Source organism: Pseudomonas sp. AG1028 (genome assembly GCF_007993955.1).
Taxonomy (GTDB): Bacteria; Pseudomonadota; Gammaproteobacteria; order Pseudomonadales; family Pseudomonadaceae; genus Aquipseudomonas; species Aquipseudomonas straminea.
Genome location: NZ_VIVP01000008.1, coordinates 272,706 through 292,962 on the forward strand (window position 1 = coordinate 272,706; position 20,257 = coordinate 292,962).

Genomic DNA, 20,257 nt, shown 5'->3' on the forward strand with positions numbered 1-20,257 from the left:
GGAGCTAGCCCCGGCGTTTGCCGCGTCGGCTTACCAGCTGGCTTTGACCAGACCTGGTACGTCGCCACGCATGGCTGCTTCACGCAGCTTGATACGCGACAAACCGAACTTGCGGAATACACCGTGCGGACGACCGGTGATGCGGCAGCGGTTACGCAGACGCGAAGCGCTGGCATCACGAGGTTGCTTCTGCAGGGCGACGCTGGCTTCCCAACGCGCTTCTGGAGTTGCGTTCTGATCCACGATGATGGCTTTCAGCTCGGCACGCTTTTTGGCGTACTTGGCAACCGTGCGCTGACGCTTCAGCTCGCGGTTTTTCATGCTCGTCTTGGCCATGTTCCTACTCCAATCAGTTGCGGAACGGGAATTTGAAAGCACGCAGCAGAGCGCGACCTTCATCATCCGTACGGGCAGTGGTGGTCAGGGTGATGTCCAGACCACGCAGCGCATCGATCTTGTCGTAATCGATTTCCGGGAAGATGATCTGCTCTTTCACGCCCATGCTGTAGTTGCCGCGGCCGTCGAAGGACTTGGCATTCAGGCCGCGGAAGTCACGCACGCGCGGCAGGGAGATGGACAGCAGACGATCCAGGAACTCGTACATACGCTCGCGACGCAGAGTGACCTTGACGCCAATCGGCCAACCTTCACGAACCTTGAAACCTGCGATCGACTTGCGGGCATGAGTCACAACGACTTTCTGACCGGTGATCTTCTCGAGGTCGGCAACGGCGTTCTCGATGACCTTCTTGTCACCGATCGCTTCGCCCAGGCCCATGTTCAGGGTGATCTTGGTGATGCGCGGAACTTCCATCACGTTCGCCAGCTTCAGTTCTTCCTTCAGCTTGGGCGCGATTTCCTTCCGGTAAATCTCTTTCAGTCGTGCCATGGTATTTACCTACGGATTCTCAAGCGCCAACCGGCTTCTGGGTGGACTTGAAGACACGAATTTTCTTGCCGTCTTCGACTTTGAAACCAACGCGATCAGCCTTGTTGGTTTCGCTGTTGAAGATGGCAACGTTGGAAGCGTGCAGTGGCGCTTCTTTCTCGACGATACCGCCTTGAACGCCCGACATCGGGTTCGGCTTGGTATGACGCTTCACCAGGTTGATGCCACCGACGACCAGACGGTCGTCAGCGAGAACCTTGAGCACCTTACCGCGCTTACCTTTGTCTTTGCCGGCGATCACGATGATCTCGTCGTCACGACGAATCTTTTGCATGTCGGATCTCCTTAAAGCACTTCAGGGGCGAGCGAGACGATCTTCATGAACTTCTCGGTACGCAGTTCACGGGTCACTGGCCCGAAGATGCGGGTACCGATCGGCTCTTGCTTGTTGTTCAGCAGAACAGCAGCGTTGCCGTCGAAGCGGATGATCGAACCGTCGGCACGGCGAACGCCGTGACGGGTACGAACGACCACTGCGGTCATGACCTGACCTTTCTTCACTTTACCGCGCGGAATTGCTTCCTTGACGGTGACCTTGATGATGTCGCCGATGCCGGCGTAGCGACGATGCGAACCGCCCAACACCTTGATGCACATGACACGACGTGCACCGCTGTTGTCAGCCACATCGAGCATGGATTGAGTCTGAATCATAAAATTTCTCCGACCCTTAGCTCTTAGACTTCGACGGCGCGTTCGACGACTTCAACCAGAGCCCAGGACTTGGTCTTGGACTGCGGACGGGTTTCACGGATGGAAACCTTGTCGCCGATCTTGCACTGGTTGGATTCGTCGTGAGCGTGCAGCTTGGTCGAACGCTTGACGTATTTACCGTAGATCGGGTGCTTGACGCGACGCTCGATCAGAACGGTGATGGTCTTGTCCATCTTGTCGCTGACGACGCGGCCGGTCAGCGTACGGACTGTTTTTTCAACTTCGGCCATGATCACTTACCTGCCTGCTGGTTGAGCACAGTTTTCACACGAGCGATGTCGCGCTTAACTTGCGAGAGCAGGTGAGACTGCCCCAACTGGCCAGTTGCTTTCTGCATGCGCAGATTGAACTGGTCGCGCAGCAGGCCGAGCAGTTGCTCGTTCAGCTGCTCTGCGTTTTTTTCACGAAGTTCTTTCGCTTTCATCACATCACCGTCCGTTTAACAAAGGTGGTGGCGAGCGGCAGCTTTGCAGCAGCCAGGGCGAAAGCCTCACGCGCCAGCTCTTCGGAAACGCCTTCGATCTCATACAGGACCTTGCCTGGCTGGATCTGGGCTACCCAATATTCAACGCCACCCTTACCTTTACCCATACGCACCTCGAGAGGCTTCTTGGTAACCGGCTTGTCCGGGAAAACGCGAATCCAGATCTTCCCGCCACGCTTAACGTGACGAGTCAGAGCACGACGAGCGGACTCGATCTGACGGGCGGTGAGACGACCGCGGGCAACGGACTTCAGCGCGAACTCGCCGAAGCTGACCTTGCTACCGCGCTGAGCCAGACCACGGTTGTGGCCGGTCATCTGCTTGCGGAACTTCGTACGCTTTGGTTGCAACATGATGCGTACTCCTTATTTCTTAGCAGCTTTACGAGGCGCAGGTGCTTGCGGCTTCAGCTCTTCATGGCGGCCACCGATGACCTCGCCCTTGAAGATCCAAACCTTCACACCGATCACACCGTAAGTGGTGTGCGCTTCGTAGGTGGCATAGTCAATGTCAGCGCGCAGGGTGTGCAACGGCACACGACCTTCGCGGTACCACTCGGTACGTGCGATTTCCGCACCGCCGAGACGACCACTCACCTGGATCTTGATGCCCTTGGCACCAATACGCATGGCGTTCTGTACAGCGCGCTTCATGGCGCGACGGAACATAACGCGACGCTCCAGCTGCTGAGCTACGCTCTGCGCAACCAGCATACCGTCGAGCTCCGGCTTGCGGATCTCTTCGATATTGATGTGCACTGGCACACCCATTTGCTTGGTCAGGTCCTGACGCAGCTTCTCAACATCTTCACCTTTCTTGCCGATCACGATGCCGGGACGAGCGGTGTGGATGGTGATGCGTGCGGTTTGGGCCGGACGAGCGATGTCGACACGGCTTACGGACGCGCTTTTTAGTTTGTCGAGGAGATACTCACGCACCTTCAGATCAGCGAACAGGTAGTCCGCATAAGTCCGGCCGTCTGCGTACCAGACGGAGGTGTGATCCTTGACGATTCCCAGGCGAATGCCAGTGGGATGTACTTTCTGACCCATCTGATCGACTCCGTTACTTGTCCGCAACCTTGACAGTGATATGGCAAGACCGCTTGACGATGCGATCAGCGCGGCCTTTGGCACGCGGCATGATGCGCTTCAGCGAACGCCCTTCGTTGACGAAAACGGTGCTGACCTTCAGGTCATCAACGTCGGCGCCTTCGTTGTGCTCGGCGTTGGCCACAGCCGACTCCAGCACTTTCTTCATGATTTCCGCGGCTTTCTTACTGCTGAAAGCCAGCAGGTTGAGCGCTTCGCCCACCTTCTTCCCGCGGATCTGGTCGGCGACCAAGCGGGCTTTCTGGGCGGAGATGCGAGCGCCCGACAACTTAGCGGCTACTTCCATTTCCTTACCCCTTAACGCTTGGCTTTCTTGTCAGCCACGTGCCCACGATAAGTGCGGGTACCGGCGAACTCGCCCAGTTTGTGGCCGACCATGTCTTCGTTCACCAGAACGGGGACGTGTTGACGACCGTTATGCACGGCGATGGTCAGACCGACCATCTGCGGCAGAATCATCGAACGACGCGACCAGGTTTTAACCGGCTTGCGATCGTTCTTTTCTGCTGCCACTTCGACCTTCTTCAGTAGGTGAAGATCGATAAAAGGACCTTTTTTCAGAGAACGTGGCACTGTCGTATCCCTCTAGTTACTTGCGACGACGGACGATCATGTTGTCGGTGCGTTTGTTACCACGAGTCTTCGCGCCCTTAGTCGGGAAGCCCCATGGAGACACCGGATGACGACCACCAGAGGTACGACCTTCACCACCACCGTGTGGGTGGTCGACCGGGTTCATGGCAACACCACGAACGGTCGGGCGAACGCCACGCCAGCGCTTGGCACCAGCTTTACCCAGCGAACGCAGGCTGTGCTCGGAGTTCGAGACTTCGCCCAGGGTCGCGCGGCATTCGGCCAGCACTTTACGCATTTCACCGCTGCGCAGACGCAGGGTGACGTAGACGCCTTCACGAGCGATCAGCTGAGCCGAAGCACCAGCGGAACGAGCGATCTGAGCACCTTTGCCCGGCTTTAGCTCGATACCGTGAACGGTCGAACCTACCGGAATGTTACGCAGCGGCAGGCTGTTGCCGGCCTTGATCGGCGCCATCGAACCTGCAACCAGCTGATCGCCGGCGCTCACACCTTTCGGCGCGATGATGTAACGACGCTCACCGTCGGCGTATTTCAGCAGAGCGATGTGCGCGGTACGGTTCGGGTCATATTCAACGCGCTCGACAGTGGCAGGAATGCCATCTTTGTCGTTGCGACGAAAATCGACCAGACGGTAGTGCTGCTTGTGACCACCACCGATATGACGGGTGGTGATACGGCCGTTGTTGTTACGACCGCCAGACTTCGACTTCTTCTCGAGCAGTGGAGCATGAGGAGCGCCTTTGTGCAGCTCCTGATTGACCACCTTGACCACAAAACGGCGGCCCGCGGAAGTCGGTTTGCATTTAACGATTGCCATGATGCACCCCTTCCTTACTCAGCACTGCTGGTGGCGAAATCGAGATCTTGGCCTGGCTGAAGGGAGATGATCGCCTTCTTCCAGTCGTTACGCTTGCCCAGACCGCGAGCGGTGCGCTTGCTCTTGCCCAGAACGTTCTGGGTAGTGACATGCTGAACCTTCACGCTGAACAGGCTTTCGACGGCCTTCTTGATTTCCAGCTTGGTTGCGTCAGTCGCAACTTTGAAAACGAACTGGCTTTTCTTGTCTGCCAGAGTCGTGGCCTTCTCGGAGATGTGCGGGCCAAGCAGCACTTTGAATACGCGTTCCTGGTTCATCCCAGCAGCTCCTCGAATTTCTTCACGGCAGAAACGGTAACCAGTACCTTTTCATACGCGATCAGACTGACCGGATCGGAACCTTGCACGTCACGAACGTCGACGTGTGGCAGGTTGCGAGCAGCCAGGTACAGATTTTGATCTACGGCGTCGGAGACGATCAGAACGTCGCTCAGACCCAGACCATTCAGCTTGCCCAGCAGCTCTTTGGTTTTCGGAGCTTCGACAGCGAAGTCTTCAACCACTACCAGACGGTCGCTACGGACCAGCTCAGCAAGAATCGAACGGATCGCAGCGCGATACATCTTCTTGTTCAGCTTCTGATCATGGTTCTGCGGACGTGCTGCGAAGGTCACACCACCGCCACGCCAGATCGGACCACGGGAAGTACCAGCACGCGCGCGGCCAGTACCCTTCTGACGCCACGGGCGCTTACCGCCACCGGAAACGTCGGAACGAGTCTTCTGCTGCTTGCTGCCCTGACGGCCGCCAGCCATGTAGGCGACGACAGCTTGGTGAACCAGGGTCTCGTTGTAGTCGCCACCGAAAGTCGCATCGGAGACTTCGATCGCTTGAGCGCCATTTACATTTAATTGCATGTCAGCTTCCCCTTAACCGCGAGCCTTGGCAGCCGGACGCACAACCAGGTTGCCGCCAGTAGCGCCAGGAACGGCACCCTTGACCAGCAGCAGGTTGCGTTCAGCATCCACGCGCACTACTTCCAGGGACTGCACAGTCACGCGCTCAGCACCCATGTGACCGGACATTTTCTTGCCCTTGAATACACGGCCCGGCGTCTGGCACTGGCCAATCGAACCCGGAACGCGGTGGGACACGGAGTTACCGTGGGTATTGTCTTGGCCGCGGAAGTTCCAACGCTTGATGGTACCGGCGAAGCCTTTACCTTTGGACTGACCGGTCACGTCGACCAGTTGACCAGCTTGGAAGATTTCAGCGTTGATCAGATCGCCAGCCTGGTAGTCGCCTTCTTCAAGACGGAATTCCAGAACGGTACGACCTGCCGCGACGTTCGCCTTGGCGAAGTGACCGGCTTGAGCCTTGCTGACACGAGAAACGCGACGCTCGCCGACAGTGACTTGCACTGCACGATAGCCATCGGACTCCTCAGTTTTGAACTGGGTGACGCGATTCGGCTCGATCTCAATGACCGTAACCGGAATGGAGACACCTTCTTCGGTGAAAATGCGGGTCATGCCGCACTTACGACCGACTACACCAATAGTCATGTTGTAACCTCATGAGTGTACGGGGCTTTCACCCGCTATGGCCGCCCATTTCAGAGCGTTACACGACTAAAACCGTCAGGTTTTAGCCGAGGCTGATCTGCACTTCCACGCCAGCCGCAAGATCGAGCTTCATAAGAGCATCAACGGTTTTATCCGTTGGCTGGACGATGTCCAGTACGCGCTTATGAGTGCGGATTTCGTACTGATCGCGAGCGTCTTTGTTGACGTGTGGCGAAGTCAGAACGGTGAACCGCTCTTTGCGAGTTGGCAGAGGAATCGGACCACGCACCTGAGCACCAGTACGTTTCGCGGTTTCCACGATTTCCTGGGTTGATTGATCGATCAGGCGATGGTCAAAAGCCTTCAACCGTATACGGATTTGTTGGTTTTGCATTTTGACCTCAGATTCCAAGCTGCGATTCCCAGTTAACGGACGCAATACGCCCGTTAAAAGGAGGCGTGATTCTATAGACGCCCCCAGGGAGTGTCAACCCGGTTAGAAAATAACCAGCAGATATCTTCCACCCATAAAAAAGCCCCCGCTGGGCGGGGGCTTTTTTGGATCAGATCAATCGATTACTCGACGATCTTGGCAACCACGCCAGCACCAACGGTACGACCACCTTCGCGAATTGCGAAGCGCAGGCCGTCTTCCATGGCGATCGGCTTGATCAGGGTGACAACCATTTTGATGTTGTCGCCCGGCATTACCATCTCAACGCCTTCCGGCAGTTCGCACGAACCGGTTACGTCAGTGGTACGGAAGTAGAACTGCGGACGGTAGCCCTTGAAGAACGGGGTGTGACGACCACCTTCTTCTTTGGACAGAACGTACACTTCAGCTTCGAACTTGGTGTGCGGCTTGATGGTGCCCGGCTTGGCCAGAACCTGACCACGCTCTACGTCGTCACGCTTGGTGCCGCGCAGCAGAACGCCACAGTTCTCACCAGCACGACCTTCGTCGAGCAGCTTGCGGAACATCTCGACACCGGTGCAGGTGGTCTTGGTGGTAGCACGCAGACCAACGATCTCGATTTCTTCCTGGATCTTGACGATACCGCGCTCTACACGACCGGTAACTACAGTACCGCGGCCGGAGATCGAGAATACGTCTTCGATCGGCATCAGGAACGGACGATCGATGGCACGAACCGGCTCAGGGATGTAGGTATCCAGAGTCTCGACGAGTTTCTTGACGGCAGTAGTGCCCATCTCGTTGTCGTCTTGGCCGTTCAGAGCCATCAGCGCCGAACCAATGATGATCGGAGTGTCGTCGCCCGGGAAGTCGTAGGTGCTCAGCAGGTCACGAACTTCCATCTCGACCAGTTCCAGCAGCTCAGCGTCGTCAACCATGTCAGCCTTGTTCAGGAAGACAACGATGTACGGAACGCCTACCTGACGGGACAGCAGGATGTGCTCACGGGTTTGCGGCATCGGACCATCAGCGGCCGAGCAAACCAGGATCGCGCCGTCCATCTGAGCAGCACCGGTGATCATGTTCTTGACGTAGTCAGCGTGACCCGGGCAGTCAACGTGCGCGTAGTGACGAATGTTGGAATCGTACTCTACGTGTGCAGTGTTGATGGTGATACCACGAGCCTTCTCTTCCGGAGCGCTGTCGATCTTGTCGAAGTCGACGCGAGCCGAGCCGAATACTTCGGAGCAGACGCGAGTCAGAGCAGCGGTCAGAGTGGTTTTGCCATGGTCAACGTGACCAATGGTGCCAACGTTGACGTGCGGTTTGTTACGTTCGAATTTTTCTTTAGCCACGACAGTGAACCTCTTGCCTAAAGGGCTGAATCAGCCTTGTTTTTTAACCAGAGCCTCGACGATGTTCGCCGGAGCCTCGGAGTACTTGGAGAATTCCATGGAGTAGCTTGCGCGACCCTGGGACATGGAGCGAACGTCGGTTGCGTAACCGAACATCTCACCCAGCGGAACCTCGGCACGGATAACCTTACCGGAAACCGAGTCTTCCATACCCTGGATCAGACCACGACGACGGTTCAGGTCACCCATCACGTCACCCATGTAGTCCTCAGGGGTTACCACTTCTACTTTCATGATCGGCTCAAGCACAACACCGCCGCCCTTCTGGGCCAGCTGCTTGGTCGCCATGGAAGCTGCCACCTTGAACGCCATCTCGTTGGAGTCGACGTCATGGTAGGAACCGTCAAACACGGTCGCCTTCAGGCCGATCAGCGGATAGCCGGCAACGACGCCGTTCTTCATCTGCTCTTCGATACCCTTCTGGATGGCCGGGATGTATTCCTTCGGAACCACACCGCCCACGACTTCGTTGACGAATACCAGACCTTCCTGACCTTCGTCTGCCGGAGCAAAGCGAATCCAGCAGTGACCGAACTGACCACGACCACCGGACTGACGAACGAACTTGCCTTCGATTTCGCAGTTCTTGGTGATCTTCTCGCGGTAGGAAACCTGCGGCTTGCCGATGTTGGCTTCGACGTTGAACTCGCGCTTCATGCGGTCAACGAGGATATCCAGGTGCAGCTCACCCATACCGGAGATGATGGTCTGGCCAGTCTCTTCGTCGGTCTTGACGCGGAACGACGGGTCTTCCTGAGCGAGCTTGCCCAGTGCGATACCCATCTTCTCCTGGTCAGCCTTGGTCTTCGGCTCAACGGCTACCGAGATAACCGGCTCCGGGAAGTCCATACGCTCGAGGATGATTGGCTTGTCGGCGTTGCACAGGGTGTCACCAGTGGTGACGTCCTTCATGCCGATCAATGCAGCGATGTCGCCAGCGCGCACTTCCTTGATCTCTTCACGCTGGTTGGCGTGCATCTGCACCATACGGCCAACGCGCTCTTTCTTGCCCTTGACCGAGTTGATGACGGAGTCACCGGAGGTCAGGAAGCCCGAGTAAACGCGGACGAAGGTCAGAGTACCCACGAACGGGTCAGTCGCGATCTTGAACGCCAGAGCCGAGAACGGCTCGTCGTCGGAAGCGTGACGCTCGTCGAAATCGGCGTCGACCAGCTCTTCCTTTGGCTTCTCGATCAGATCAGGGTGGATACCCTTGATCGCCGGGATTTCGGTAGGAGCAGGCAGGAAGTCGATGACCGCGTCGAGAACCAGGGGAACGCCCTTGTTCTTGAACGAGGAACCACAGACGGCCGGAACGATTTCGCTGGCCAGGGTGCGCAGGCGCAGCCCGGCTTTGATTTCCTCGACGGAGAGCTCGCCCTCTTCGAGGTACTTGTTCATCAGCTCTTCGTTGGCTTCGGCAGCAGCTTCGACCATGTTGCTGCGCCACTCGTTGGCCAGCTCGAGCATCTCCGCCGGAATTTCTTCCTCGCGGTAGGTGGTGCCCTTGTCGTCATCGTTCCAGTAGATAGCCTTCATCTTGATCAGATCGACCTGACCTTCGAAGTTCTCTTCTGCACCAATGGCCAGCTGGATCGGCACCGGAGTGTGGCCCAGACGGTTCTTGATCTGACCGACGACGCGCAGGAAGTTGGCGCCTGCACGGTCCATCTTGTTGACGTAGACAACGCGCGGTACACCGTACTTGTTGGCCTGACGCCATACGGTTTCCGACTGCGGCTCAACGCCGGAAGTACCACAGAACACGACGACAGCGCCGTCGAGTACACGCAGCGAACGCTCTACTTCGATGGTGAAGTCAACGTGGCCGGGGGTATCGATGACGTTTACGCGGTAGTTGTCATACTGACCACGCGAACCCTTCCAGAAAGTGGTAACCGCAGCGGAAGTAATGGTGATACCACGCTCCTGCTCCTGCACCATCCAGTCGGTAGTGGCTGCACCGTCATGCACCTCACCCATCTTGTGGCTGAGACCTGTGTAGAACAGGATCCGCTCGGTAGTCGTGGTCTTGCCCGCATCGACGTGCGCGCAAATACCAATGTTACGGTAGCGGTTAATTGCTGTATTACGAGCCATAAAGCCCTCGCAAATTGAGTGATGCCGGATTTAGAAACGGTAGTGCGAGAACGCTTTGTTGGCCTCGGCCATACGGTGCACGTCTTCACGCTTCTTGACTGCGGCGCCTTTGCCTTCGGCGGCGTCCAGCAGTTCACCAGCGAGGCGCAGAGCCATGGATTTTTCGCCACGCTTACGGGCGAAATCCACCAGCCAGCGCATGGCCAGAGCGTTACGACGGGACGGACGAACTTCGACCGGAACCTGGTAAGTAGCACCGCCTACACGGCGCGACTTCACTTCGACCAGCGGAGCGATGGCGTCGAGAGCTTTCTCGAAGATTTCCAGGGGATCGCTGTTCTTACGCTCTTTAACCTTCTCCAGGGCGCCATAAACGATACGCTCGGCAACGGCTTTCTTGCCGCTTTCCATCACGTGGTTCATGAACTTGGCCAGGATTTGGCTTCCGTATTTTGGATCGTCAAGCACTTCGCGCTTGGCTGCTACACGACGTCTTGGCATTTGATAAGCCCTCAAACGGTCTTCAGGTTAGCCCGGAACTGCAACCATTTGGTTACGCCCGACCTTACTCTTATCGACTCAATAAAATTAGAAACTGCATTCAGTACCGACGACCGATCACTTCGGACGCTTGGTACCGTACTTCGAACGACCCTGGTTACGGCCTTTGACACCCGAGGTGTCCAGCGAGCCGCGAACGGTGTGGTAACGCACACCTGGCAAGTCTTTTACACGACCGCCACGGATCAGCACGACGCTGTGCTCTTGCAGGTTGTGACCTTCACCACCGATGTACGAGGAAACCTCGAAACCGTTGGTCAGGCGTACACGGCAAACTTTACGCAGTGCCGAGTTAGGTTTTTTCGGCGTGGTGGTATACACGCGAGTGCACACGCCACGACGCTGGGGGCAGTTCTGCAGCGCAGGTACGTCGGATTTCTCGACGATACGCTTGCGCGGCTGACGCACCAGCTGGTTGATAGTTGCCATCTACTAGCTCCACTGTCCGTCTTTCGACGCTATTTATTTACACCATAAATAAATGGCAGGGCTGAAGCCCTGCCATATTTAGGGGTGCATGAGTCTAAAGAGACTCGCCCCCCTAGTCAAGACACGTGCCCCGGCTGCCAGGCAGCCGGGACGCGCTCTCAATTTTCGCTGGAGTTCAGCGCTTCGGTAAGCGCTGCTTCCACTTCACTGGCGCTGACGCGCATCGGCTTCTCGGCATCACGCTTGCGCTTGCGCTCGCTGTGATAGGCCAGACCGGTACCCGCCGGGATCAGACGACCCACGACCACGTTCTCCTTCAGGCCACGCAGGAAGTCGCGCTTGCCAGTGACCGCCGCTTCGGTGAGGACGCGGGTGGTTTCCTGGAAGGATGCCGCCGAGATGAACGACTCGGTGGACAGCGACGCCTTGGTGATACCCAGCAGCACGCGGGTGTATTTGGCGATGAACTTGTCCTCTTCGACCAGGCGCTCGTTCTCGCCCAGTACCTGAGTCAGTTCAACCTGATCACCCTTGATGAAGCTGGAGTCGCCGGACTCGGACACTTCGACCTTACGCAGCATCTGACGCAGGATGGTCTCGATGTGCTTGTCGTTGATCTTCACGCCCTGCAGACGGTAAACGTCCTGGATCTCGTTGACGATGTACTTGGCCAGCGCGCTGACGCCCAGCAGACGCAGGATATCGTGCGGATCGCTCGGACCGTCGGAGATGACTTCACCCTTGTTGACCTGCTCTCCCTCGAACACGTTGAGGTGACGCCATTTCGGGATCAGCTCTTCGTACGGATCGCTACCATCAGTCGGGGTGATGACCAGACGGCGCTTGCCCTTGGTCTCCTTACCGAACGAGATGGTGCCGCTGATTTCCGCCAGGATCGAAGCTTCCTTCGGACGACGGGCTTCGAACAGGTCGGCAACGCGTGGCAGACCACCGGTGATGTCACGGGTCTTCGAGGTTTCCTGCGGGATACGGGCGATAACGTCACCGACCGCGATCTGCGCACCATCCGCCACGCCGACCAGGGCGTTGGCGGGCAGGAAGTACTGGGCAGGAACGTCGGTACCCGGCAGCAGCAGTTCCTTGCCGTTGGCATCGACCATCTTGATGGCCGGACGAATGTCCTTGCCAGCAGCAGGACGATCCTTCGGATCGAGAACCTCGATGTTGGTCAGACCGGTCAGTTCGTCGGTCTGGCGCTTGATGGTGATGCCCTCCTCCATGCCGACGAAGGTCACGGTACCCTTCATTTCGGTCACGATCGGGTGGGTGTGCGGGTCCCACTTGGCGACGATGGCGCCGGCTTCGACCTTGTCACCTTCCTTCACGGAGATGACCGCACCGTACGGCAGCTTGTAGCGCTCGCGCTCGCGACCGAACTCGTCGGCAACGGCCAGCTCACCGGAACGCGATACCGCGATCAGGTTGCCGTCCAGACGCTCGACGTGCTTGAGGTTGTGCAGACGGATCGCACCACCGTTCTTCACCTGGACGCTGTCGGCAGCCGAAGTACGGCTTGCCGCACCACCGATGTGGAACGTACGCATGGTCAGCTGGGTACCCGGCTCACCGATCGACTGTGCCGCGATAACGCCGACAGCTTCACCGATGTTGATCTGGTGACCACGAGCCAGGTCGCGACCGTAGCACTTGGCGCAGATGCCGTAGCGGGTTTCGCAGCTGATCGGCGAACGTACGACCACTTCGTCGATGCTGTTGAGCTCGATGAACTCGACCCACTGCTCGTCGACCAGAGTACCGGCCGGAACGATGACGTCCTCGGTGCCCGGCTTGAACACGTCACGGGCGATGACACGGCCCAGTACGCGCTCACCCAGCGGCTCTACAACGTCGCCGCCTTCGATGTGCGGGGTCATGTGCAGACCCTGGTCGGTGCCGCAATCGATCTCGGTCACTACCAGATCCTGGGCGACGTCGACCAGACGACGAGTCAGGTAACCGGAGTTCGCGGTCTTCAGTGCGGTATCCGCCAGACCTTTACGAGCACCGTGAGTGGAGATGAAGTACTGCAGTACCGACAGGCCTTCACGGAAGTTCGCGGTGATCGGCGTCTCGATGATCGAGCCGTCCGGCTTGGCCATCAGACCACGCATACCAGCCAGCTGACGGATCTGCGCAGCGGAACCACGCGCACCGGAGTCGGCCATCATATACATGGAGTTGAAGGACTCCTGATCGACTTCGTTACCTTCGCGGTCGATGACCTTCTCTTTCGAGAGGTTGGCCATCATCGCCTTGGAGACTTCGTCGTTGGCCTTCGACCAGAGGTCGATCACCTTGTTGTACTTCTCGCCCTGGGTTACCAGGCCGGAGGCGTACTGCGATTCGATTTCCTTCACTTCCTCGGTGGCGGCGTCGATGATGCGCGCCTTCTCATCCGGGATGACGAAGTCGTTCACGCCGATCGACACACCGGAGATCGTCGAGTAGGCGAAACCGGTGTACATCAGCTGGTCGGCGAAGATGACGGTGTCCTTCAGACCCACGGTGCGGTAGCACTGGTTGATCAGACGGGAGATCGCCTTCTTCTTCATCGACTGGTTGACCACGTCGAACGACAGGCCAGCCGGCACGACCTGGAACAGCAGCGCGCGGCCGACGGTGGTGTCGACGATGCGGGTGTTCTTGACCAGGCTGCCGTCCTTCTGCTTGACGGTCTCGTTGATGCGCACCTTGACCTTGGCATGCAGCGAGGCTTCGCCGGCGCGGAATACGCGGTCGACTTCCTGCAGGTCGGCGAACACGCGACCTTCGCCCTTGGCGTTGATGGCTTCACGGGTCATGTAGTACAGACCCAGTACCACGTCCTGCGACGGAACGATGATTGGCTCACCGTTGGCGGGCGACAGGATGTTGTTGGTCGACATCATCAGCGCGCGCGCTTCGAGCTGGGCTTCCAGCGTCAGCGGCACGTGAACGGCCATCTGGTCGCCGTCGAAGTCGGCGTTGTACGCGGCGCAGACCAGCGGGTGCAGCTGGATCGCCTTACCTTCGATCAATACTGGCTCGAACGCCTGGATACCCAGACGGTGCAGAGTCGGTGCACGGTTGAGCAGTACGGGGTGTTCGCGAATCACTTCGGCGAGAACGTCCCACACTTCCGGCAACTCGCGCTCGACCATCTTCTTGGCAGCCTTGATGGTGGTCGCCAGACCACGCATTTCCAGCTTGCCGAAAATGAACGGTTTGAACAGCTCGAGCGCCATCTTCTTCGGCAGACCGCACTGGTGCAAGCGCAGGGCCGGACCTACGGTAATTACCGAACGGCCGGAGTAGTCAACGCGCTTACCGAGCAGGTTCTGACGGAAACGACCCTGCTTACCCTTGATCATGTCGGCCAGGGATTTCAGAGGACGCTTGTTCGAACCGGTGATGGCGCGACCGCGACGACCGTTGTCGAGCAGGGCATCGACCGCTTCCTGCAGCATGCGCTTTTCGTTGCGCACGATGATGTCCGGCGCGGACAGATCGAGCAGGCGCTTGAGACGGTTGTTACGGTTGATGACGCGGCGATACAGGTCGTTCAGGTCGGAAGTGGCGAAGCGGCCACCGTCCAGCGGAACGAGCGGGCGCAGATCTGGCGGCAGAACCGGCAGAACGGTCAGCACCATCCACTCTGGCAGGTTGCCGGAACCCTGGAAGGCTTCCATCAACTTCAGACGCTTGGACAGCTTCTTGATCTTGGTTTCCGAGTTGGTCTGCGGAATCTCTTCGCGCAGGCGGCCGATCTCGTGCTCCAGGTCGATAGCGTGCAGCAGCTCGCGAACGGCCTCGGCACCCATGCGGGCGTCGAAGTCGTCACCGAACTCTTCCAGCGCTTCGAAGTACTGCTCGTCGTTGAGCAGTTGGCCCTTCTCGAGGGTGGTCATGCCCGGATCGATCACCACGTAGCTCTCGAAGTAGAGCACGCGCTCGATATCACGCAGGGTCATGTCCATCAGCAGGCCGATACGGCTCGGCAGGGACTTCAGGAACCAGATGTGGGCAACGGGAGAAGCCAGTTCGATGTGCGCCATGCGCTCACGACGAACCTTGGCCAGGGCGACTTCGACGCCGCATTTCTCACAGATCACACCACGGTGCTTGAGGCGCTTGTACTTACCGCACAGGCACTCGTAATCCTTGACCGGGCCAAAGATCTTGGCGCAGAACAGGCCGTCACGCTCAGGCTTGAACGTACGGTAGTTGATGGTTTCCGGCTTTTTAACTTCACCGAACGACCACGAACGGATCATCTCAGGCGAAGCAAGGCCGATGCGAATGGCATCGAACTCTTCGACTTGACCCTGGTTTTTCAGCAAATTCAGTAGGTCTTTCAAGGCCTTTCCTCCTGGCGGAGCAGGCAGCGGGATTGAAGCCCCGCTGCCGATTCACGTCGTGTTATTCGGTTTCCAGATCGATGTCGATACCGAGCGAACGGATCTCTTTGATCAACACGTTGAAGGACTCGGGCATGCCCGGCTCCATGCGGTGATCGCCATCCACGATGTTCTTGTACATCTTGGTACGGCCGTTCACGTCGTCCGACTTGACGGTCAACATCTCCTGCAGGGTGTAGGCGGCGCCGTAGGCTTCCAGCGCCCAGACCTCCATCTCCCCGAAGCGCTGACCACCGAACTGCGCCTTACCACCCAGCGGCTGCTGGGTAACCAGGCTGTAGGAACCGGTAGAACGAGCGTGCATCTTGTCGTCCACCAGGTGGTTCAGTTTCAGCATGTACATGTAACCGACCGTGGTCGGGCGCTCGAACTGGTTGCCGGTACGGCCGTCGAACAGGCGCATCTGGCCGCTCTCCGGCAGATCAGCCAGCTTCAGCATGGCCTTGATCTCTTTTTCCTTGGCACCGTCGAACACCGGCGTGGCCATCGGAACGCCCTTGCGCAGGTTGTTGGCCAGAGCCAGCACTTCCTGATCGCTCAGCTCGTCGAGGTTTTCCTGACGACCACCGATCTCGTTGTAGATCTCGTTCAGGAAGCCACGCAGTTCAGCGATCTTGCGCTGCTCTTCGAGCATCAGGTTGATCTTCTCGCCCAGCCCCTTGGCCGCCAGGCCCAGGTGGGTTTCTAGGATCTGACCGACGTTCATACGCGACGGTACGCCCAGCGGGTTGAGGACGATGTCCACCGGCGTGCCATTGGCATCGTGCGGCATGTCTTCGACCGGCATGATCACCGAGACCACACCCTTGTTACCGTGACGACCGGCCATCTTGTCACCCGGCTGGATGCGACGGCGGATGGCCAGGTAGACCTTGACGATCTTCAGTACGCCCGGTGCCAGGTCATCGCCCTGCTGCAGCTTGCGCTTCTTGTCTTCGAACTTGTCGTCGAGCAGCTGACGGCGGTCGGAGATGTAGGCCTGGGCCTTTTCCAGCTGCTCGTTCAGGGCGTCGTCGGCCATGCGCAGCTTGAACCACTGGCCGCGCTCCAGACCGTCGAGCACTTCGTCAGTGATCTCGGTGCCTTTCTTCAGACCAGCGCCGCCTTCGGCGATCTTGCCGACCAGAGCCGAACGCAGACGCTCGAAGGTCGCGCCTTCGACGATGCGGAACTCTTCGTTGAGGTCCTTGCGGATCTCGTCCAGCTGGCTCTTCTCGATCGACAGCGCACGTGCATCACGCTCGACGCCGTCACGGGTGAAGACCTGTACGTCGATGACGGTACCCTTGGTGCCGGTCGGCACCCGCAGGGAGGTGTCCTTAACGTCGCTGGCCTTCTCACCGAAGATCGCGCGCAGCAGCTTCTCTTCCGGCGTCAGCTGGGTCTCGCCTTTCGGGGTGACCTTGCCGACCAGGATGTCGCCCGGGCCGACTTCGGCGCCGACGTAGACGATACCGGCTTCGTCGAGCTTGTTCAGTGCAGCTTCACCCACGTTCGGGATGTCCGCAGAGATTTCCTCTGGGCCGAGCTTGGTGTCACGGGCCACACAGGTCAGTTCCTGGATGTGGATCGTGGTGAAGCGGTCTTCCTGAACCACGCGCTCGGAGAGCAGGATGGAGTCTTCGAAGTTGTAACCGTTCCACGGCATGAACGCGACGCGCATGTTCTGACCCAGCGCCAGTTCACCCATGTCGGTGGACGGGCCGTCGGCCATGATGTCGCCACGCGCAACCACGTCACCTTTCTGTACCAGAGGGCGCTGATTGATGCAGGTGTTCTGGTTGGAGCGGGTGTATTTGGTCAGGTTGTAGATGTCCACACCGGCTTCACCGGTTTCGACTTCGTCATCGGCAACACGAACCACGATACGGCTGGCGTCGACCGAGTCGATCACACCGCCACGACGAGCGACCACGCAGACACCGGAGTCACGGGCGACGTTGCGCTCCATGCCGGTACCGACCAGCGGCTTGTCCGAACGCAGGGTCGGTACCGCCTGACGCTGCATGTTCGAACCCATGAGTGCACGGTTGGCGTCGTCGTGCTCGAGGAACGGAATCAGCGAGGCAGCGACGGAAACGACCTGCTTCGGCGAAACGTCCATCAGGGTGACGTCTTCCGGCGCCTTGACGGTGAACTCGTTCAGGTGACGTACGGCAACCAGTTCGTCGATCAGCTGACCTTTGTCGTTCAGGGTCGCGGACGCCTGAGCGATAACGTGGTCGGCTTCTTCGATGGCGGACAGGAACACGATCTCGTCGGTGACCTGACCTTCCTTGACCACGCGGTACGGGCTTTCCAGGAAGCCGTACTGGTTGGTGCGGGCGTAGGCCGCCAGGGAGTTGATCAGACCGATGTTCGGACCTTCCGGCGTTTCGATCGGGCACACGCGGCCGTAGTGGGTCGGGTGTACGTCACGGACTTCGAAGCCGGCGCGCTCACGGGTCAGACCGCCCGGGCCGAGTGCGGAGACACGGCGCTTGTGGGTGATCTCGGAGAGCGGGTTGTTCTGGTCCATGAACTGCGAGAGCTGGCTGGAACCGAAGAACTCCTTCACCGCCGCCGCAACCGGCTTGGCGTTGATCAGGTCCTGCGGCATCAGGCCTTCGCTTTCGGCCATCGACAGACGTTCCTTGACCGCGCGCTCTACACGCACCAGGCCAACGCGGAACTGGTTCTCGGCCATCTCGCCAACGCAACGTACACGGCGGTTACCCAGGTGGTCGATGTCATCGACGATGCCTTTGCCGTTACGGATGTCGACCAGGGTCTTGAGCACTTCGACGATGTCTTCGCGGCTCAGCACGCCCGAACCTTCGATCTCGGTACGACCGATACGACGGTTGAACTTCATGCGGCCAACGGCGGACAGGTCGTAACGCTCGGCGCTGAAGAACAGGTTGTTGAACAGGGTCTCGGCGGCATCCTTGGTGGGTGGCTCGCCAGGACGCATCATGCGATAGATCTCGACCAGCGCTTCGAGCTGGTTGGTGGTGCTGTCGATCTTCAGCGTGTCGCTGATGAACGGACCACAATCGATATCGTTGGTGTACAGGGTCTCGATGCGAACGACCTGAGCCTTGGCAATCTTGGCCAGCAGCTCGACGCTCAGCTCGGTGTTGCACTCGGCGAGGATTTCACCGGTAGCCGGGTGCACGATCGCCTTGGCGGTGGTACGGCCGATCAGGTAGTCGAACGGTACGTCCAGCTCCTTGATGCCAGCCTTGTCCAGCTGGTTGATGTGGCGAGCGGTAATACGACGCCCCTGCTCGACGATCACCTTGCCGCTGCCATCCTTGATGTCCTGGCTGGCGATTTCACCGCGCAGACGCTGCGGTACCAGCTCCAGGCTCAGGCCTTCGGCTTTCACATGGAAAACGTTGGTGGTGTAGAAGGCATCGAGCACTTCTTCGGTGCTGTAGCCCAGCGCGCGCAGCAGTACCGAGGCCGGCAGTTTGCGGCGACGGTCGATACGCACGAATACCGCGTCCTTCGGGTCGAACTCGAAGTCCAGCCAGGAACCACGGTAAGGAATGATGCGTGCGGAGTACAGCAGCTTGCCCGAGCTGTGGGTCTTGCCACGGTCGTGGTCGAAGAACACACCTGGGGAACGGTGCAGCTGGGAAACGATTACACGCTCGGTACCGTTGATGACGAAGGTACCGTTCTCGGTCATGAGCGGAATTTCGCCCATGTACACTTCCTGCTCTTTGATGTCCTTGATCGCTTTGTTCGACGACTCTTTGTCGAAAATGATCAGGCGCACTTTCACGCGCAGCGGCACTGCGAAGGTCACACCACGCAGCACGCACTCTTTGACGTCGAACGCCGGCTCACCCAGGCGGTAGCCGACGTATTCCAGAGCAGCGTTGCCGGAGTAGCTGATGATCGGGAATACAGATTTGAAGGCCGCATGCAGGCCGATGTCGCGGAACTGTTCCTTGCTCGCGCCTTGCTGCAGGAATTCGCGGTACGAATCCAGCTGGATGGCCAGGAGGTAAGGCACATCCATGACATCCGGCAACTTGCTAAAGTCCTTGCGGATACGTTTTTTCTCAGTGTATGAGTAAGCCATCAGCGTTCCCCAGCTTGGTCACCTGCTTATTTGGCTTCTCCGACGGGAGCAGCCAGAAACTCGTGCAAACCCTAGGTTTGCGCCACCTCGTTGGTGGGTTTTTCACGTTCCGGCCCAGGGCTGTGGAACAGCCGAGCTAGAACGGAAAAAGGCCGGTGGCAAGAGCCACCAGCCGTCAGCCTTATGCGAGTCGCGCGGGCTGTAGACGCAAGGTCGTCGCTTACTTGAGCTCGACTTTGGCGCCTGCTTCTTCCAGAGCTTTTTTGGCAGCTTCGGCTTCGTCTTTCGACACGCCTTCTTTGACCACGCCAGGAGCGCCGTCAACCACTGCTTTGGCTTCTTTCAGACCCAGACCGGTCAGTTCGCGAACTGCCTTGATCACGTTCACTTTCTTGTCGCCAGCTTCAGCCAGAACAACGGTGAACTCGGTTTGCTCTTCAGCAGCGGCAGCAGCACCGGCAGCCGGGCCAGCGGCAACAGCGGCAGCAGCGGTAACGCCGAAGGTTTCTTCCATCGCCTTGATCAGCTCGACGATTTCCATAACGGATTTCTGGCCGATCGCTTCGATGATTTGCTCGTTAGTCAGAGACATGACTATGAATTCCTG

Annotated in this window: 22 protein-coding genes; all 22 read right to left on the minus strand. The window is 58.4% G+C overall.

Annotated features, from left to right (window positions below; translation table 11 throughout):
- Nucleotides 1–30: 30 nt before the first annotated feature.
- The 22 genes from rpsN to rplL all read right to left on the minus strand — a co-directional run bounded on the left by rpsN (nucleotide 31) and on the right by rplL (nucleotide 20,242).
- The gene (gene rpsN / locus FB481_RS15560; protein ID WP_013789765.1) at nucleotides 31–336 is read right to left on the minus strand and encodes a 30S ribosomal protein S14; all 306 of its coding nucleotides are present in this window, start codon (nucleotides 334–336) and stop codon (nucleotides 31–33) included.
- Nucleotides 337–349: 13 nt separating this feature from the next.
- Entirely contained in the window at nucleotides 350–889 is a 540-nt protein-coding gene (gene rplE / locus FB481_RS15565) for a 50S ribosomal protein L5 (protein ID WP_013789764.1), read from the minus strand.
- Nucleotides 890–908: 19 nt separating this feature from the next.
- Nucleotides 909–1,223 (minus strand): 50S ribosomal protein L24, encoded by a 315-nt coding sequence (rplX, locus tag FB481_RS15570; protein ID WP_003463290.1) that lies wholly within the window; start codon nucleotides 1,221–1,223, stop codon nucleotides 909–911.
- A gap of 11 nt (nucleotides 1,224–1,234) precedes the next feature.
- Nucleotides 1,235–1,603, minus strand: coding sequence for a 50S ribosomal protein L14 (rplN, locus tag FB481_RS15575; protein ID WP_002555479.1), 369 nt, complete (start codon nucleotides 1,601–1,603; stop codon nucleotides 1,235–1,237).
- A gap of 23 nt (nucleotides 1,604–1,626) precedes the next feature.
- Nucleotides 1,627–1,893, minus strand: a complete 267-nt coding sequence (gene rpsQ, locus FB481_RS15580) for a 30S ribosomal protein S17 (RefSeq protein WP_003243904.1) — start codon at nucleotides 1,891–1,893, stop codon at nucleotides 1,627–1,629.
- Between the two features lie 2 nt (nucleotides 1,894–1,895).
- Nucleotides 1,896–2,087: a 50S ribosomal protein L29 gene (gene rpmC / locus FB481_RS15585; RefSeq protein ID WP_013789763.1), complete on the minus strand. Its 192-nt coding sequence runs from the start codon at nucleotides 2,085–2,087 to the stop codon at nucleotides 1,896–1,898.
- On the minus strand, nucleotides 2,087–2,500 hold the full coding sequence (gene rplP, locus FB481_RS15590; RefSeq protein ID WP_003243901.1) for a 50S ribosomal protein L16: 414 nt from the start codon (nucleotides 2,498–2,500) through the stop codon (nucleotides 2,087–2,089). The genes rpmC and rplP overlap by 1 nt, the downstream gene beginning before the upstream one ends.
- A gap of 12 nt (nucleotides 2,501–2,512) precedes the next feature.
- Nucleotides 2,513–3,199, minus strand: coding sequence for a 30S ribosomal protein S3 (gene rpsC / locus FB481_RS15595; protein WP_013789762.1), 687 nt, complete (start codon nucleotides 3,197–3,199; stop codon nucleotides 2,513–2,515).
- Nucleotides 3,200–3,212: 13 nt separating this feature from the next.
- A complete protein-coding gene (gene rplV, locus FB481_RS15600; protein ID WP_003103908.1) occupies nucleotides 3,213–3,545 on the minus strand; it encodes a 50S ribosomal protein L22 in 333 nt (110 codons plus the stop codon).
- An 11-nt stretch (nucleotides 3,546–3,556) separates the two neighbouring features.
- On the minus strand, nucleotides 3,557–3,832 hold the full coding sequence (gene rpsS / locus FB481_RS15605; protein WP_013789761.1) for a 30S ribosomal protein S19: 276 nt from the start codon (nucleotides 3,830–3,832) through the stop codon (nucleotides 3,557–3,559).
- A gap of 16 nt (nucleotides 3,833–3,848) precedes the next feature.
- Entirely contained in the window at nucleotides 3,849–4,673 is an 825-nt protein-coding gene (gene rplB / locus FB481_RS15610; RefSeq protein WP_013789760.1) for a 50S ribosomal protein L2, read from the minus strand.
- Between the two features lie 14 nt (nucleotides 4,674–4,687).
- On the minus strand, nucleotides 4,688–4,990 hold the full coding sequence (gene rplW / locus FB481_RS15615) for a 50S ribosomal protein L23 (RefSeq protein ID WP_013789759.1): 303 nt from the start codon (nucleotides 4,988–4,990) through the stop codon (nucleotides 4,688–4,690).
- On the minus strand, nucleotides 4,987–5,589 hold the full coding sequence (rplD, locus tag FB481_RS15620) for a 50S ribosomal protein L4 (protein ID WP_013789758.1): 603 nt from the start codon (nucleotides 5,587–5,589) through the stop codon (nucleotides 4,987–4,989). Before rplD ends, rplW begins: the two co-directional genes overlap by 4 nt.
- A 12-nt stretch (nucleotides 5,590–5,601) precedes the next feature.
- Nucleotides 5,602–6,237, minus strand: coding sequence for a 50S ribosomal protein L3 (rplC, locus tag FB481_RS15625; RefSeq protein ID WP_013789757.1), 636 nt, complete (start codon nucleotides 6,235–6,237; stop codon nucleotides 5,602–5,604).
- A gap of 82 nt (nucleotides 6,238–6,319) precedes the next feature.
- On the minus strand, nucleotides 6,320–6,631 hold the full coding sequence (gene rpsJ, locus FB481_RS15630; RefSeq protein ID WP_013789756.1) for a 30S ribosomal protein S10: 312 nt from the start codon (nucleotides 6,629–6,631) through the stop codon (nucleotides 6,320–6,322).
- Between the two features lie 182 nt (nucleotides 6,632–6,813).
- The gene (gene tuf, locus FB481_RS15635; RefSeq protein ID WP_013789746.1) at nucleotides 6,814–8,007 is read right to left on the minus strand and encodes an elongation factor Tu; all 1,194 of its coding nucleotides are present in this window, start codon (nucleotides 8,005–8,007) and stop codon (nucleotides 6,814–6,816) included.
- A 30-nt stretch (nucleotides 8,008–8,037) separates the two neighbouring features.
- Nucleotides 8,038–10,167, minus strand: coding sequence for an elongation factor G (gene fusA / locus FB481_RS15640; protein WP_074890258.1), 2,130 nt, complete (start codon nucleotides 10,165–10,167; stop codon nucleotides 8,038–8,040).
- A 30-nt stretch (nucleotides 10,168–10,197) separates the two neighbouring features.
- Nucleotides 10,198–10,668 (minus strand): 30S ribosomal protein S7, encoded by a 471-nt coding sequence (gene rpsG / locus FB481_RS15645; protein ID WP_002555493.1) that lies wholly within the window; start codon nucleotides 10,666–10,668, stop codon nucleotides 10,198–10,200.
- Between the two features lie 117 nt (nucleotides 10,669–10,785).
- Nucleotides 10,786–11,157: a 30S ribosomal protein S12 gene (gene rpsL, locus FB481_RS15650; RefSeq protein ID WP_003186084.1), complete on the minus strand. Its 372-nt coding sequence runs from the start codon at nucleotides 11,155–11,157 to the stop codon at nucleotides 10,786–10,788.
- Between the two features lie 158 nt (nucleotides 11,158–11,315).
- Nucleotides 11,316–15,515 carry a DNA-directed RNA polymerase subunit beta' gene (rpoC, locus tag FB481_RS15655; protein WP_093507699.1) on the minus strand — a complete coding sequence of 1,400 codons (4,200 nt, stop codon included), beginning with the start codon at nucleotides 15,513–15,515 and terminating at the stop codon, nucleotides 11,316–11,318.
- 61 nt (nucleotides 15,516–15,576) lie between these two features.
- Entirely contained in the window at nucleotides 15,577–19,650 is a 4,074-nt protein-coding gene (gene rpoB, locus FB481_RS15660; RefSeq protein WP_013789753.1) for a DNA-directed RNA polymerase subunit beta, read from the minus strand.
- A 220-nt stretch (nucleotides 19,651–19,870) separates the two neighbouring features.
- On the minus strand, nucleotides 19,871–20,242 hold the full coding sequence (gene rplL, locus FB481_RS15665; protein WP_027904610.1) for a 50S ribosomal protein L7/L12: 372 nt from the start codon (nucleotides 20,240–20,242) through the stop codon (nucleotides 19,871–19,873).
- Between the last annotated feature and the right edge of the window lie 15 nt (nucleotides 20,243–20,257).

Bases quoted from the DNA above. Each gene is read 5' to 3' on its own strand.
- rpsN (WP_013789765.1), bottom strand. From the start codon at position 336: ATGGCCAAGACGAGCATGAAAAACCGCGAGCTGAAGCGTCAGCGCACG.
- rplE (WP_013789764.1), bottom strand. From the start codon at position 889: ATGGCACGACTGAAAGAGATTTACCGGAAGGAAATCGCGCCCAAGCTG.
- rplX (WP_003463290.1), bottom strand. From the start codon at position 1,223: ATGCAAAAGATTCGTCGTGACGACGAGATCATCGTGATCGCCGGCAAA.
- rplN (WP_002555479.1), bottom strand. From the start codon at position 1,603: ATGATTCAGACTCAATCCATGCTCGATGTGGCTGACAACAGCGGTGCA.
- rpsQ (WP_003243904.1), bottom strand. From the start codon at position 1,893: ATGGCCGAAGTTGAAAAAACAGTCCGTACGCTGACCGGCCGCGTCGTC.
- rpmC (WP_013789763.1), bottom strand. From the start codon at position 2,087: ATGAAAGCGAAAGAACTTCGTGAAAAAAACGCAGAGCAGCTGAACGAG.
- rplP (WP_003243901.1), bottom strand. From the start codon at position 2,500: ATGTTGCAACCAAAGCGTACGAAGTTCCGCAAGCAGATGACCGGCCAC.
- rpsC (WP_013789762.1), bottom strand. From the start codon at position 3,199: ATGGGTCAGAAAGTACATCCCACTGGCATTCGCCTGGGAATCGTCAAG.
- rplV (WP_003103908.1), bottom strand. From the start codon at position 3,545: ATGGAAGTAGCCGCTAAGTTGTCGGGCGCTCGCATCTCCGCCCAGAAA.
- rplB (WP_013789760.1), bottom strand. From the start codon at position 4,673: ATGGCAATCGTTAAATGCAAACCGACTTCCGCGGGCCGCCGTTTTGTG.
- rplW (WP_013789759.1), bottom strand. From the start codon at position 4,990: ATGAACCAGGAACGCGTATTCAAAGTGCTGCTTGGCCCGCACATCTCC.
- rplD (WP_013789758.1), bottom strand. From the start codon at position 5,589: ATGCAATTAAATGTAAATGGCGCTCAAGCGATCGAAGTCTCCGATGCG.
- rplC (WP_013789757.1), bottom strand. From the start codon at position 6,237: ATGACTATTGGTGTAGTCGGTCGTAAGTGCGGCATGACCCGCATTTTC.
- rpsJ (WP_013789756.1), bottom strand. From the start codon at position 6,631: ATGCAAAACCAACAAATCCGTATACGGTTGAAGGCTTTTGACCATCGC.
- fusA (WP_074890258.1), bottom strand. From the start codon at position 10,167: ATGGCTCGTAATACAGCAATTAACCGCTACCGTAACATTGGTATTTGC.
- rpsG (WP_002555493.1), bottom strand. From the start codon at position 10,668: ATGCCAAGACGTCGTGTAGCAGCCAAGCGCGAAGTGCTTGACGATCCA.
- rpsL (WP_003186084.1), bottom strand. From the start codon at position 11,157: ATGGCAACTATCAACCAGCTGGTGCGTCAGCCGCGCAAGCGTATCGTC.
- rpoB (WP_013789753.1), bottom strand. From the start codon at position 19,650: ATGGCTTACTCATACACTGAGAAAAAACGTATCCGCAAGGACTTTAGC.
- rplL (WP_027904610.1), bottom strand. From the start codon at position 20,242: ATGTCTCTGACTAACGAGCAAATCATCGAAGCGATCGGCCAGAAATCC.